Annotated in this window: 10 protein-coding genes; 5 read left to right on the forward strand and 5 right to left on the reverse strand. The window is 46.9% G+C overall.

Features of this window, described 5'->3' with window-relative positions; all coding sequences use genetic code 11:
* Positions 1-2 precede the first annotated feature (2 nt).
* Positions 3-1649, reverse strand: coding sequence for a phosphate ABC transporter permease PstA (gene pstA, locus VNE01S_RS07655; RefSeq protein ID WP_053395283.1), 1647 nt, complete (start codon positions 1647-1649; stop codon positions 3-5).
* 26 nt (positions 1650-1675) lie between these two features.
* Positions 1676-3859, reverse strand: coding sequence for an ABC transporter permease subunit (locus tag VNE01S_RS07660; RefSeq protein ID WP_053395284.1), 2184 nt, complete (start codon positions 3857-3859; stop codon positions 1676-1678).
* A 198-nt stretch (positions 3860-4057) separates the two neighbouring features.
* Here VNE01S_RS07660 and ppk1 point away from each other — a divergent pair, with 198 nt between their 5' ends.
* Entirely contained in the window at positions 4058-6169 is a 2112-nt protein-coding gene (ppk1, locus tag VNE01S_RS07665; RefSeq protein ID WP_053395285.1) for a polyphosphate kinase 1, read from the forward strand.
* On the forward strand, positions 6141-7664 hold the full coding sequence (ppx, locus tag VNE01S_RS07670; RefSeq protein WP_053395286.1) for an exopolyphosphatase: 1524 nt from the start codon (positions 6141-6143) through the stop codon (positions 7662-7664). The genes ppk1 and ppx overlap by 29 nt, the downstream gene beginning before the upstream one ends.
* 90 nt (positions 7665-7754) lie before the next feature.
* On the opposite strand, the gene VNE01S_RS07675 is transcribed toward ppx, so the two are convergent.
* Genes VNE01S_RS07675 through phoB form a run of 3 tightly spaced genes read right to left on the reverse strand, consistent with a single transcriptional unit; the run spans position 7755 to position 10735 of the window.
* A complete protein-coding gene (locus tag VNE01S_RS07675) occupies positions 7755-8729 on the reverse strand; it encodes a PstS family phosphate ABC transporter substrate-binding protein (RefSeq protein WP_053395287.1) in 975 nt (324 codons plus the stop codon).
* Positions 8729-10027, reverse strand: coding sequence for a phosphate regulon sensor histidine kinase PhoR (gene phoR / locus VNE01S_RS07680; protein WP_053395288.1), 1299 nt, complete (start codon positions 10025-10027; stop codon positions 8729-8731). The genes VNE01S_RS07675 and phoR overlap by 1 nt, the downstream gene beginning before the upstream one ends.
* An 18-nt stretch (positions 10028-10045) precedes the next feature.
* Positions 10046-10735, reverse strand: coding sequence for a phosphate regulon transcriptional regulator PhoB (phoB, locus tag VNE01S_RS07685; RefSeq protein WP_053395289.1), 690 nt, complete (start codon positions 10733-10735; stop codon positions 10046-10048).
* 208 nt (positions 10736-10943) lie between these two features.
* Here phoB and rdgC point away from each other — a divergent pair, with 208 nt between their 5' ends.
* The 3 genes from rdgC (at position 10944) to trhP (ending at position 14177) form a co-directional block, all read left to right on the forward strand.
* The gene (gene rdgC, locus VNE01S_RS07690) at positions 10944-11858 is read left to right on the forward strand and encodes a recombination-associated protein RdgC (protein ID WP_053395290.1); all 915 of its coding nucleotides are present in this window, start codon (positions 10944-10946) and stop codon (positions 11856-11858) included.
* Between the two features lie 236 nt (positions 11859-12094).
* Positions 12095-12628 (forward strand): Ail/Lom family outer membrane beta-barrel protein, encoded by a 534-nt coding sequence (locus VNE01S_RS07695; RefSeq protein WP_053395291.1) that lies wholly within the window; start codon positions 12095-12097, stop codon positions 12626-12628.
* A 148-nt stretch (positions 12629-12776) separates the two neighbouring features.
* Complete coding sequence (gene trhP / locus VNE01S_RS07700) at positions 12777-14177, forward strand: prephenate-dependent tRNA uridine(34) hydroxylase TrhP (protein ID WP_053395292.1); 1401 nt, start codon at positions 12777-12779, stop codon at positions 14175-14177.
* Positions 14178-14193: the final 16 nt, after the last annotated feature.

Genomic DNA, 14193 nt, shown 5'->3' on the forward strand with positions numbered 1-14193 from the left:
CTCTAATCTTGTCCCAAAGTCCGATACTTTTCGCGTAAGTTATTTCGAATGCTAATGGCGGTCAGGTTAAGCCCGACAATAACACTGACCAACAAAAATGACGTGGCGTATACCAACGGCCTTGCGGTTTCAATATTGGTCGTTTGAAAGCCCACATCATAAATATGGAAGCCTAAATGCATGAACTTTCGCTCCAAGTGCAAAAACGGGAATTGACTATCAACAGGCAGACTGGAAGCCAACTTCACCACACCCACCAGCATCAGCGGCGCCACTTCACCCGCGGCGCGTGCAACCGCCAGAATCAGCCCAGTAATAATCGCCGGACTCGCCATCGGTAATACAATTCGCCACATAGTTTCAAACTGCGTCGCGCCTAACGCTAACGAGCCGTGGCGCACCGAACTCGGAATGCGGGTTAATCCCTCTTCTGTCGCGACAATGACAACGGGCAAGGTTAACACCGCCAATGTCAGTGCAGACCACAATAACCCAGGAGTACCAAAGGTAGGGGCAGGTAGCCGCTCTTCGTAAAACAAGGCGTCGATAGAACCACCAAGGGTATACACAAAAAAGCCTAGCCCAAATACGCCATAAACGATAGAAGGAACACCGGCGAGGTTAATCACCGCCACGCGAATAATTCTCGTCAATGCGTTGTTTTTCGCGTACTCATGCAAGTAAATCGCGGCAATCACCCCAAGCGGCATCACGATGATCGACATGATAAGTACCATCAGAACGGTACCAAACATGGCAGGGAACACCCCGCCTTCGGAGTTAGACTCTCGCGGGTCTTGCGAGAGAAACTTCCAACCTTGCTGGCTCCAGTGGATAAATTTATCTATCAAGCTCATCTGGTTCGGATACCAGATATCCAAGGCATTACTCAACGGGATTTTGTACTGCTGCCCCTTCATGTCTTGGATTAACAGTCCTTGCTGTTCAAGTTGGGCGCGCAGTTGACCCAACTCGTCTTCCATACTGATCAATTGCTGACTGAGAATGCTTGTCTGAGTATCGTAACGCGTGATAAATGCCTGATCCAAATTGCCATTAAGCTCTCGTTTGCGCAGATCTAGCCTTAATTTCTCCGCCTGAGCACTCAATACACGGATCTGCTTACTCACCAGACGGTCGATGTCATCACGCACTTGTTCGGCAAAGGCTAACCCACGCTCCATTTCTGTATCGTAGTCGCTTAATACGGTGCCATCGGCAAGGTAGTACCCCTGAGGCACGCCATAAAAATCACCGCCTCTATTACGCTCTACCACAGCCCAACCTTGTGGCGTGCTGCGCTCCAACAGCTCGACTTCAAGCAAAGAAACAAAGTCCGCCGGATAAATATCCCGGTTTGCGATCTTAATGCTCAGTCGTTTGACCAACTCCCCCTCTTTTAACTCTTGAGGAAGCTCCTGTGACATCTCTTTTAAGTGGCTGGTCTTTACATACTCTTCTGCATATAACTGCCCGACTAAAATCTCTCCTTGTGGCGTTTGCCACTGGTACAAAGGCGCGGGCCAGAAATAAGAAAGGCCTTTCCAACCGATCAACAGCAATAGCCCAAGCACAGACAACAAGCTGATGCTAACCGCACCGCCTGTTAACCAAATCCAAGGTGCTCCAGACTTAAACCACTTAAACACGAAACTTTTTTCCTAATACAACTTGATTACAGCGCACGGTATTTCTCTCTTAACCTTTGCCTTACCCATTCTGCTACCGAGTTCACGGCGAACGTAAACACCAGCAAAATGAGGGCAGAAAGGAACAATAAACGATAGTGAGAACTGCCCACTTCAGACTCTGGCATTTCAACGGCAATCGTGGCGGAAAGGGTTCGCATGCCTTCCAAGATATTCCAATCCATGACTGGGGTGTTACCTGTTGCCATCAGCACAATCATGGTTTCGCCCACTGCTCGCCCTACGCCCATCATAATGGCAGAAAATATACCTGGGCTGGCGGTCAGCAACACCACATAAATGAGCGTTTGCCACGGTGTGGCTCCCAGCGCTAAAGAACCGTCAGAAAGGTGTTTTGGCACAGAGAATATGGCGTCTTCTGCAATCGTAAATATGGTTGGGATCACCGCAAAGCCCATGGCAAAGCCCACCACCAACGCGTTTCTCTGGTCAAAACCAATGCCATGTTCAGCTAGGTAAACTCGAACATCACCCTCAAATAACCACTGCTCAATAGCGCCACTTTGAGACAAGATAAGCATGGAGACCAGCACAATCACTGGCATCAAGATCGCCGCATGCCATCCGTTTGCGAAACGATTGATCCAAGCCTTAGGTAACTTATGCCAAATAGCTCCGACTAAGATGGTGGAAACGGGCAAAAACAGCATTAAAGCGACAATCGCAGCAAGGTTGCTCTCAACGATTGGTGCAAACCATAACCCCGCCAGAAAGCCAATAATCACCGTCGGCAGTGCTTCCATCAGCTCTATCGATGGTTTAACGATACGACGCATGCTCGGCGTCATAAAGTAGGCGGTATAAATGGCGCCTAACACCGCTATCGGCGCGGCAAACAACATCGCAAACGCCGCGGCTTTTAATGTCCCAAAAGCAATCGGTACTAAGCTGAACTTAGCCTCAAACTCATTATTGGCAGAGGTGGTTTGCCACACATAAGCGGGCTCTGGGTAGCTTTCATACCACACTTTCTGCCACAGAGAGGACAAAGAGATTTCTGGGAATGGGTTGTCTATCGCTGCCAACGTGAGAGTTGAATCAGAGAGCGCCAACAGGTACTTTTCATTGTTTGACATCGCCGCCATGCTTGGCGCTTTATCGTAGGCGCGATTAAATATCACCAACTTCTCGCTGGTGGTGTAATGGTTTTGCACCGTGCCATTAATATAGAAGCTGTAGAAGCCTTTTCGGTAAGTATCCGGCAAGATAAATTGCAGTTCTGAGGCTAACTGAAAGTCACGAATACGAGTCAGGGAACGTTGCTCTTCAGACAACACATCAAACCATTGCGAGACTAAGCCGTCTTGATAGCTCACCAATAAAGAGTATGCACCAGACAGTAAGGTGATATTGGAAACAACATGTGTTTCACGCCCTAAACTCAAATCCACCAACTCACGAACGACAAAACCTTGCTGCGTTTTTTTGGCAATCACCAACTCAGAGCCACTGCGCAAATATAATGTTTCGCCATTAGGCGTAAGAATCATCTGGCTAAGCTGTTCGAACGGTTGACTGAATTCATACTGTTGCTGCTGACCCAATCGATCTTGCCAAACCACTCGGACTCGTTTGTCTTGGTAGTAGCCAGCCAATGTGAGTTGTTCGCCAGTGGCAAACTGGAAGTCCACCAGCGGTGTATCACCGGCAAGCATTTGCTTAAGGTCTCGCTGCTCTACAGAGGGAGAAAATGTCCGCTTACTCCCATTAACGACGCTCGTCATTTTAGGGCGGAATAACTTAACCTCTCCCTCTTGGGTCGCCAATGCAAACCACCCTTCAGATGCAATACTCTTGGCAAACAGCGTAAAGTGGTTGCCTAGTTCAACTCGGTGGGGTGACTGTGCGTTCGGAGAGCGTAATTCTAAAAAATCGACCGTACCCGATTGAGCAATCACATACGCGTGCTCACCGTGGTCATCTATCCCCAACGCAACAGGATCAGCAACAGAAATGCTTTGCTCGGCAACATTAGGCGTCAGTTTCGCGTCAGAAAACAGGGGTAACACCATCATGGCAAGATAGAGGAATATCAGCACCAAAGCTGCCAAGACCCCTACCCCACCAGTCGACACCGCAAGCCGAATCAATCGATCTTTGATCAATCGCTTTCGATCACGTTCACGCAATGAAAATTCGGCTTTAGCCATTTGTCTCTCTTACCTAAATTAACCCGAGTGTATAATATTTCGATTAAGTGACAATTATATTACAGATCTCATTAAACAGCTGAAAACAATGTAATAAATAAATGCAATAAAAGTGTCATAAAAAGAACTTAGTTTGCTACGCTTGTAAGGCTAATTTGATCCTTTACACATCGTCAGTCACGTTAAGAAGGTTAAAACATGAGCGCAGAAAAGCTGTATATAGAAAAAGAGCTCAGCTGGTTATCATTCAACGAGCGAGTATTACAAGAAGCAGCAGATAAAAGTGTTCCACTCATCGAAAGAATTCGTTTTTTAGGTATATTTTCCAACAACTTAGATGAGTTTTATAAAGTTAGATTCGCTGATGTCAAACGCCGTATTTTGATCAATCAAGAGCAAGGTGGAAACGGCAATTCCAAACACCTACTGACTAAAATGCAAACCAAAGCACTCAAGTTAAACGAGAGCTTTGACGAACTGTACGCAGAACTGATCCGTGAAATGGCACGTCGCCGCATTTTTTTGGTCAATGAGACTCAGCTAAGTGAAACGCAACAAAAGTGGATAAAAAAATACTTTCACAATGAAGTCCTTCCCCACATCACGCCTCTTTTTTTGCGAGACGATATAGATGTGCTCGAATTTTTAAAAGACGAATACGCTTATATTGCGGTTGATCTTAAAAATCAGGACAAAAGTCATTACGCACTGCTCGAAATCCCAACCGATCATTTACCGCGCTTTGTTATGGTTCCGGAGCAAAAAGGCAAACGCCGTAAAACCATTATCTTGCTCGATAATATTATTCGCTATTGCTTGGATGAATTGTTCAGTGGCTTTTTCGACTATGAATCGCTCAACGGCTACGCGATGAAAATGACACGTGATGCCGAATACGACCTAAGCCACGAAGTAGAACACAGCCTGCTGGAACAGATGTCAGAAGGACTAAGCCAGCGTTTAACCGCGATGCCAGTGCGCTTTGTCTATGAGCGAGATATGCCGCAAGAAATGCTGCGTATCTTGTGCAAAAAACTACAGATTTCGAACTACGACAGCTTAATTCCTGGCGGGCGCTACCACAACTTTAAAGACTTTATCGGCTTTCCGAACGTTGGGCGCGACTACTTAGAAAATAAGCCCCTACCACCGATGAAGTGTGCGGATTTTGAAGGCTACGCCAACAAGTTTGATGCGATCAGAAATCAGGATATCTTACTCTACTACCCTTACCACACTTTTGAGCACATCAGTGAGTTAGTCAGACAGGCCTCTTTTGACCCAAAAGTTCTCGCCATCAAAATCAACATCTACCGCGTTGCCAAAGACTCTCGCTTAATGAACTCGCTGATTGATGCGGTTCATAATGGTAAACAAGTCACTGTGGTAGTTGAACTTCAGGCTCGCTTCGATGAAGAAGCAAACATAGAGTGGTCACGTATTTTGACCGAGGCAGGAGTACACGTTATTTTTGGTGCTCCTGGCCTGAAAATTCACTCAAAACTTCTGCTGATCAGCCGAAAAGAAGACGACGAGATCGTCCGATACGCTCATATTGGTACGGGTAACTTCCACGAGAAAACAGCCCGAATTTATACCGACTTCTCACTGCTGACCGCGGACCCGGAACTCACCGAAGAGGTACGTAATGTCTTCGGCTACATCGAAAACCCATACCGCCCGGTGCGATTTAATCACTTGATCGTCTCGCCGCGTAATTCACGCAAGCAGCTGTACCGCATCATCGATAGTGAAATCGCCAATGCTAAGCAAGGTAAAAAGGCCTCGATTACATTGAAAGTCAATAACCTTGTCGACAAAGGGCTAGTCAATAAGCTTTACGGAGCCAGTGCCGCTGGTGTTGAAATTAAGATGATTATTCGAGGAATGTGCTCGTTAGTGCCAGGTGTGGAAGGTGTTAGCGACAACATCAAGATCATTAGTATCGTTGACCGCTTCCTAGAGCACCCGCGCGTGCTGATTACGCATAACGATGGTGATCCTCAGGTGTATATCTCTTCGGCCGACTGGATGACGCGAAATATCGATAATCGAATTGAAGTCACGGCCCCTGTTCGTGATGAACGTCTAAAACAGCGCATTATTGATATCATTAATATCCACTTTACCGATACAGTTAAAGCTCGCTGGATAGACAAAGAAATGAGCAATAGCTACGTTCCCCGCGGCAACCGTAAGAAAGTTCGCTCGCAGATTGCTATTTACGACTATCTTAAAAATATAGAAAAGCAGACTCGCAAACGTAAAGAACAGCCGATATATGAACAATCAATCTCCGCAGATTCGTGATGTAGCCGCGATTGATCTTGGCTCTAACAGCTTCCATATGGTCGTTGCTAAAGTCGTTGACCAAGACTTGCAACTCGTCAGCCGACACAAGCAACGAGTTCGGCTTGCATCAGGGTTAGACGAACAGAATAACTTAGATAATGCGTCCATCGAACGTGGCCTGGAGTGCCTGGCCATGTTTGCAGAGCGCCTGCAAGGCTTCGAGGAAGGAAACGTCAGCATTGCTGCGACACATACCTTGCGGCAAGCCAATAATGCGCATATTTTCCTTCAGCGTGCGCAGGAAGTGTTACCCTTTCCGATCGAAATCATCCCTGGTGTCGAAGAAGCACGTTTGATCTACCTTGGTGTTGCTCATACACAGCCGGAGTCCGATTCTAAGCTGGTGATTGATATCGGTGGCGGCAGTACGGAAATGATCATTGGCAGAGGGTTTGAGGCCGAGCTTATCAACAGTAAGCAAATGGGCTGTGTCAGTTACACTGACCGATTCTTTGCAAATGGCAAACTTTCCAAAAAGAACTTTGCTCACGCCACGTTAGCTGCGGAGCAAAAGCTTGAGTCCATTGCACACAGTTATCGCAAAAAAGGCTGGGACACCGCGTTTGGCTCTTCGGGCACCATCAAAGCAATACGCGAAGTACTCATTGGTCTAGGCTTTGACGATGGCATCATCACGGCTAAACGCCTAGATAAGCTGATAGAAAAGCTGTGTGAGTGGCAAACCATCGACGAGATTGAGCTAGTGGGACTAACCCCTGAGCGTAAACCCGTTTTCGCTGCAGGAGTGGCGATTCTGGCCGCCATTATCAAAGATCTGAAAGTGACAGAAATGCATTTTTCTGAAGGAGCCTTACGCGAAGGGCTCCTGTTTGAAATGGAAGATGCCTTCAAGCGCTCTGATATCCGCATGCGCACTACAGAAAATCTGGCCAGCAAGCATGTAGTCGACCTTGAGCATGCAGCTAAAATCAAAGGGCAAGCAACGGAGTTTTTCCAGCAAGTTCACTCCGATTTAAGCATCAAGAAAAGCTCTGAACTTTTAGACCTGCTGCAGTGGAGTGCTCTGCTCCATGAAGTCGGTTTGAGCATCAGCTTGCAAGCATTCCATCGTCATTCCGCGTATATTTTGCGTCACACTTACATGCCCGGCTTTAACCGTGAGCAACAACGCGTGTTGGCGATGTTGGTCCGTTTCCAGCGCAAAGCCCTCAAGCTGAACGAAATGGAAGATTTTACGCTTTATAAGAAAAAGTACATCGTCGGCCTAATTCGCATCTTGCGGCTGGCTATTTTGGTCAATGGCCAGCGAAATGAAGACCCATTACCGCCCTTGTCGCTTTCGGTTGAAGGAGATAAGTGGACACTCACTTCAGATCAAGAGGACTGGCTGGAGCACAACAAACTGCTATATGCCGACTTACTCACAGAGCAAGAGTACTGGAAAAGTGCTGGATGGGAATTAGATCTACAACGCTTTAACCTAACAGAATAGGGCTGCATTTAGCAGTAAACTATTCAGCCGCTGGCAGCGCTCAAAGCACTATTAGCGGCTTTTTAGTTTTTGAGCCGACTCGACTGCACGCTAGTCGCCTTTGCCTGCTGGTATTGCTAAGCCTACTTTTTCTAGTTCTTGATGCGCAATCTCAGGAGAAATGGGGATGTAACCTTCTTTTGTCACTTGTGCTTGGCCCTGAGCAGAGAAAATAAAGCGTATAAATTCACTTTCAATCGGTGAAAGTGGCTTTGACGGGTGTTTATTAACGTACACATATAAATAACGGGATAGTGGGTACTCACCAGACAAAATATGTTCTTTGCTTGGCTCAACATACTGATCGCCTACCTCGGCGACGGACAACAGTTTAACGCCAGAAACTTGATACCCCACCCCTGCATACCCGATGGTGTTGATCGCCGATGCCACAGACTGAACCACCGACGCCGATCCCGGCTGTTCATTGACATTGTTTTTGAAGTCACCGCCACACAGCGCATTGTTCTTGAAGTAACCATATGTGCCTGAGACCGAGTTACGACCAAAAAGCTGGATACTGCGTTTCGCCCAGCGATAATTGAGCCCTAGCTCTGCCCATGTAGAAACGGGCGCATTTGCACCACAGCGCAAGGTTGCCGAAAAAACACTGTCTATCTGAGCAAAGTTAATGCCTTTAATGGGGTTATCACGATGCACAAAAATACCAATCGCATCGATGGCCACACGTAACGCTGTCGGCTTGTAGCCGTGTTCTTGCTCGAACGCCTCAATTTCACGGTTGCGCATAGCGCGGCTCATCGGGCCAAACTGCGCGGTTCTCTCCGTCAAAGCGGTCGGCGCGGTTGAAGAGCCTGACGCCTGTACCTGAGCATTGATACTTGGGTAAAGCAGTTTAAATTCTTCAAACCAAAGCGTGGTCATGCCCGCTAACGTATCAGACCCCACACTGGTTAAAGTCCCTGTCACCCCAGTCACCTTCTGATACTCTGGCATCTCAGTTGAATGAGCAAAAAAACTCGATATTGAGGAAATGATAGCTGTAGTAAGTACTAACTTTCTCATTAGTACACCACCAAACGCTTGGGCAAAACAAACGAGAACTTACTGCCTACACCAACTTCACTGTGAATATTCAGATGAGAGTCATGGTGAGTGAGCGCGTGTTTTACAATCGCCAGCCCCAAACCACTGCCGCCAGTATCTCGTGAACGCGCTTTATCGACGCGGTAGAAACGTTCAGTTAACCGATGCAAGTGTTGCGGCTCGATACCATCACCACTGTCTTCAACTTCTAAACACGCTCCTTGTGGCGTTTCATACCAGCGCACATTGATTTCAGCGCCCGCTGGGGTGTACTTAACGGCGTTGTAAACCAAGTTGGAAATCGCACTACGCAGTTGATCTTCATCGCCGAAAACGCGTAATTGTTCATCCACCTCAAAGCTCAGTTGATGGTTTTGCTCACCACTCAAACTCGCGGCTTCTTTTTCCAGCACATCGAGCATCGCAGGCACATTCACCACTTCATCCAGCTCATGCATCGGCGCGGCTTCGATTTTCGACAAGGTCAGCAACTGGTTCACCAAACTGTTCATGCGATTCAGCTGCTCGGTCATCACGCCATGCGCTTTCGTCCACATTGGCCCTACCACCATGTCAGGGTCTTCGGTCATTTCCAGGTAACCTTGCAATACCGTCATTGGCGTGCGCAGTTCGTGTGACACGTTGGCGAAAAAGTTACGGCGCATACCTTCCAGTTGCTTAAGTTGGCTGACATCACGTACAACCATCAAATGCTCGCCTTCCGTGTAAGGCACGATACGCAGCTCAAGCATACGTTCTACGTTGAGCGGAGAACGCATTTCAAGCGGATCAGAAAAGTCTCTTTTATTGAGGTATTTAATGAAATCAGGTGTACGGATTAAATTGGAGATTGGTTGACCAGAATCGTCTGGCCAGCGAAAGCCGAGTAAGTCTTGTGCCAGTTTATTGCACCAAACAATGTTGCCTTCGCTGCGAAACACCACCACCGCATCGGGCAATGATTCCGCACCGTTGCGGAACCGGCGGATAAGATTGGTTAGCTCTTTGCGCTTTTTACGCTGTCGCTGCTGAATTCGATAAATACCATTAAACAGCGATTCCCAGTTTCCGGTGCCTGATGGTGGGGTCAGCCTTTTTTCATCTAACAACCACGCTGAAAAACGTATTTGGTTGTTCAGATGCCAAGCCAACTGAATAACCGTTGCCGCCAACAAAAGCCAAGGCATGTAGCCAAATATCCACCCGACCACTATCCAAGGGGTGTAAAAAAAAGCCAGCTCCCAGGCTAGCTTTTTCCAAGTTAACCGTTCTACCACTTACCTCTCCACTCGCTATTACGACTTAACAGAGAAGCGATACCCAGCACCACGTACGGTCTGGATCAGCTTATCGTGACCTGCATTTTCTAGCGCTTTACGTAAACGACGAATATGGACATCAACGGTACGGTCTTCCACATAGACGTTGGTGCCCCACACGTTATTAAGCAACTGCTCTCGGCTATACACACGCTCTTGGTGCGTCATAAAAAAGTGCAGCATTTTGAATTCTGTTGGTCCCATCTCCAAAGGCAAATCATTGGCCGTTACGCGATGAGAAACCGGATCTAGCTTTAAGCCTTGTACATCAATGACATCTTCTAAGGCGGTTGGAGTCACTCGACGAATGACCGCTTTTAAACGCGCCACCAGCTCTTTCGGGGAGAACGGTTTGGTGATGTAGTCATCCGCACCGACTTCCAATCCACGTACTTTATCTTCTTCTTCACCACGAGCCGTTAACATCACAACAGGAATATTGCGCGTTAGCTCTTCACGTTTCATATGTTTGATGAAGTTAATGCCACTGCCGCCTGGCAGCATCCAATCGAGAAGCACGAGATCAGGGAAGGGTTCAGCCAGTTTAGTTACCGCAGTATCATAATCTTCCGCTTCTACCGCTTGGTAACCTTTCTGTTCAAGAACAAAGCATAACATTTCACGGATTGGAGCTTCGTCTTCAACAACTAGAATCCTTCTAGACATAATTGAATAACCTTATGTTAATTTAATTATTTAAGGCGCATTAGGCCTGTGCAACGGTAAGCATTATCACTAGCAATTATGACACTTTTGTGACCTTTGAAAACAAATTTTCATATAACTTTCATCCCACTATTGTGCGGATAGGTTAAGACATCGGCATGAAAAGTCTTTATGATTGGCAACTTAAGTTAAGGTATAGAGAAAGAATATGTGGTTTAAAAACTGTCTGGTTTACCGATTTAACCGTGATATCGAATTCAACGCAGACCAATTAGAAAAACAGCTCGAAGAGTTTCGTTTTACTCCTTGTGGCAGCCAAGATAAGCAAAAATTTGGCTGGGTCACCGCGATGGGTAAACACGGTGACATGATGACGCACGTGTCTGATAACCGCATTCTTATCTGCGCTAAAAAAGAAGAAAAAATGCTTCCAGCATCGGTGATCAAAGAATCACTCAACGCGAAAGTTGATGCGATGGAAGCACAGGAAGGTCGCCCTCTGAAAAAGAAAGAGAAAGACAACCTGAAAGAAGACATCGTGATGGATTTGCTGCCACGCGCATTTAGCCGTAGCAACCACACTTACGTGCTGATCTTGCCAAAAGAAGGTTTCATTCTGGTTGATGCGAGCAGCTATAAGAAAGCCGAAGACGTACTGGCGCTATTGCGTAAAACGATGGGCAGCCTTCCTGTGGTACCTGCTATTCCAGAAAAAGCGATTGAAACGACTCTGACGGAATGGGTGAAAACCGGCAATACACCTGCTGGCATCCAAATGCTAGACGAAGCCGAGCTAAAATCGGTGCTGGAAGAAGGTGGCGTGATCCGCTGTAAGAAGCAAGAACTGACTGCCGATGAAATTCGCAGTCATATTGAAGCTGACAAGATGGTAACTAAGCTGTCTTTGTGGTGGCAAGAGCGCATCGAATTTATTCTGGCTGAAGATGGCAGCATCAAGCGTCTTAAATTTTCAGATGATTTAAAAGATCAAAACGATGACATTCCCCGTGAAGATCAAGCCGCTCGCTTTGATGCGGACTTTTCGCTTATGTGCGGAGAGTTAAGTGCCTTTTTGCCGAGTCTTTATGAAGCACTCGGCGGCCTGCCAAACCCGAACGCTTAACCTGTTTTAAAACGCCCTCTGCCTGAGGGCGTTTTTGTATATTTACACTAATTCTGTTACACATTGACAGCCAACAAATGAAACTTGTTATCATTATCAGTTAGTAATAACCCCTGCTCAAAGACTATTACAATACTTTTACCATATGAGGTATTGGTCACATTTATTTGTCGCCTTATGATCATCAGCGATAGTTTTCTCACTATCTTGATTCATTTTTAAAGACAAGAATAACAATGCAAAAAATACTGACTCTTGCTGCACTGATCAGCGCAGCGACTTTTAATGCTCAAGCTGCGGACCACACCTTTAGCCTTGGTTACGCGCAAACAGACATCAAACAATTCAATGATCCACTGCATGGTGTGACATTAAAATATCGATATGAAGGCCACAGCCCCGTTGGGTTCATCGCAAGTTGGACAGGTACTGCTGACGTGGATACCTTTTCACGTGTTGATCCAGGTCCAACGCTAACCACCGTCTCTGAAACCACACGTAGCTACAGCAGTATCCATGTTGGTCCAACATTCCGTTTCAACCCATTAGTCAGCTCGTACGCGACACTTGGCTACTCTGATTTTACTATCGAGAGCAAAGTGGTAGGTGCAGGCACATCAAAAATTGAAGACGAAAACTTCGCCATTGGTGGTGGTTTTGAGTTTAACGTGACTCGCTCGTTTGCGGTCAATACGGGGGTGGAATACACCGAGCACCTCAGCGAATCTCGTACCTTGACCTACTCTCTAGCGTTGGGATACCGATTCTAACCTGCACTTTTTAAGCCTGCTGATCTGCAGGCTTTTTTATCTTTCTCTTATTTCGAGTAGTCACAGGTCACGTTTTAACGTAAAATTTGCGCCCCTATTCCATGTGGTGGAATAGCCCTGACTTGAGATCAGATTAAGAGAATTATACATGACTACTGAGAAAGCATTCGTACCTGAGCTACTGTCACCAGCAGGTAGCCTTAAAAACATGCGTTACGCATTTGCCTATGGCGCAGACGCGGTATACGCAGGCCAACCTCGCTACAGCCTTCGCGTACGCAACAACGAGTTCAACCACGAAAACCTACAAATTGGTATCAACGAAGCTCATGCCCAAGGCAAAAAGCTTTACGTGGTTTGCAACATTCAGCCGCACAACTCAAAACTAAAAACCTTCATCCGTGACCTAAAACCCGTGGTAGAAATGGGCCCAGACGCGCTAATCATGTCTGACCCTGGCCTGATCATGATGGTTCGTGAAGCCTTCCCTGACATGCCAATTCACCTATCAGTACAGGCAAACGCGGTAAACTGGGCTACGGTTAAGTTCTGGGCGGCAAACGGCGTTGAGCGTGTGATTGTGTCTCGCGAGCTTTCTCTAGAAGAAATCGAAGAAATTCGTGAGCACTGTCCTGAAACGGAACTCGAAGTTTTCGTTCACGGTGCTCTATGCATGGCCTACTCTGGCCGCTGCCTACTGTCTGGTTACATCAATAAACGTGACCCTAACCAAGGTACATGCACAAACGCATGTCGTTGGGAATACAAAGTTGAAGAAGGCAAAGAAAACGACGCTGGCGACATCGTTGAGAAATTTGACCCAACTGAAGCGCAGCCTGTCGAAGTTCAAGACGAGCGCCCTGAAACCACTATCGGTCGTGGCAAACCAACGGATGAAGTGGTTCTACTTTCTGAAGCTCATCGTCCAGAAGAAAAGATGGCGGCTTACGAAGACGAGCACGGCACTTACATCATGAACTCAAAAGACCTGCGTGCAGTTCAACACGTTGAGCGTCTGACCAAGATGGGTGTTCACTCACTGAAAATCGAAGGCCGTACTAAGTCTTTCTACTACTGTGCACGTACTGCTCAGGTTTACCGTAAAGCGATCGACGACGCGGTTGCAGGCAAGCCATTTGATGAAAACCTAATGGGTACGCTAGAAAGCCTAGCGCACCGTGGTTACACCGAAGGTTTCCTACGCCGTCACACACACGATGCGTACCAAAACTACGACTACGGCTACTCAGTATCTGACGCGCAACAGTTCGTTGGTGAGTTCACTGGCAAACGTCGTGGCGACATGGCAGAAGTTGAAGTGAAGAACAAATTCGTTGTTGGTGACAGTCTAGAGCTGATGACGCCAAAAGGTAATGTTGTCTTCACCCTAGAAGCAATGGAAAACCGCAAGTCAGAGTCGATTGAAGATGCAAAAGGCAACGGCCACTTTGTGTTTATTCCAGTTCCAGAAGATATGGATCTAGAATACGGCCTTCTAATGCGTAACCTAAATGCTGGTCAGGATACTCGTAACCCTACTGGCAAGTAACCTTTGCTTGGGAAAA

The sequence above is a fragment of the Vibrio nereis NBRC 15637 genome (assembly GCF_001591105.1).
GTDB classification, from domain to species: Bacteria; Pseudomonadota; Gammaproteobacteria; order Enterobacterales; family Vibrionaceae; genus Vibrio; species Vibrio nereis.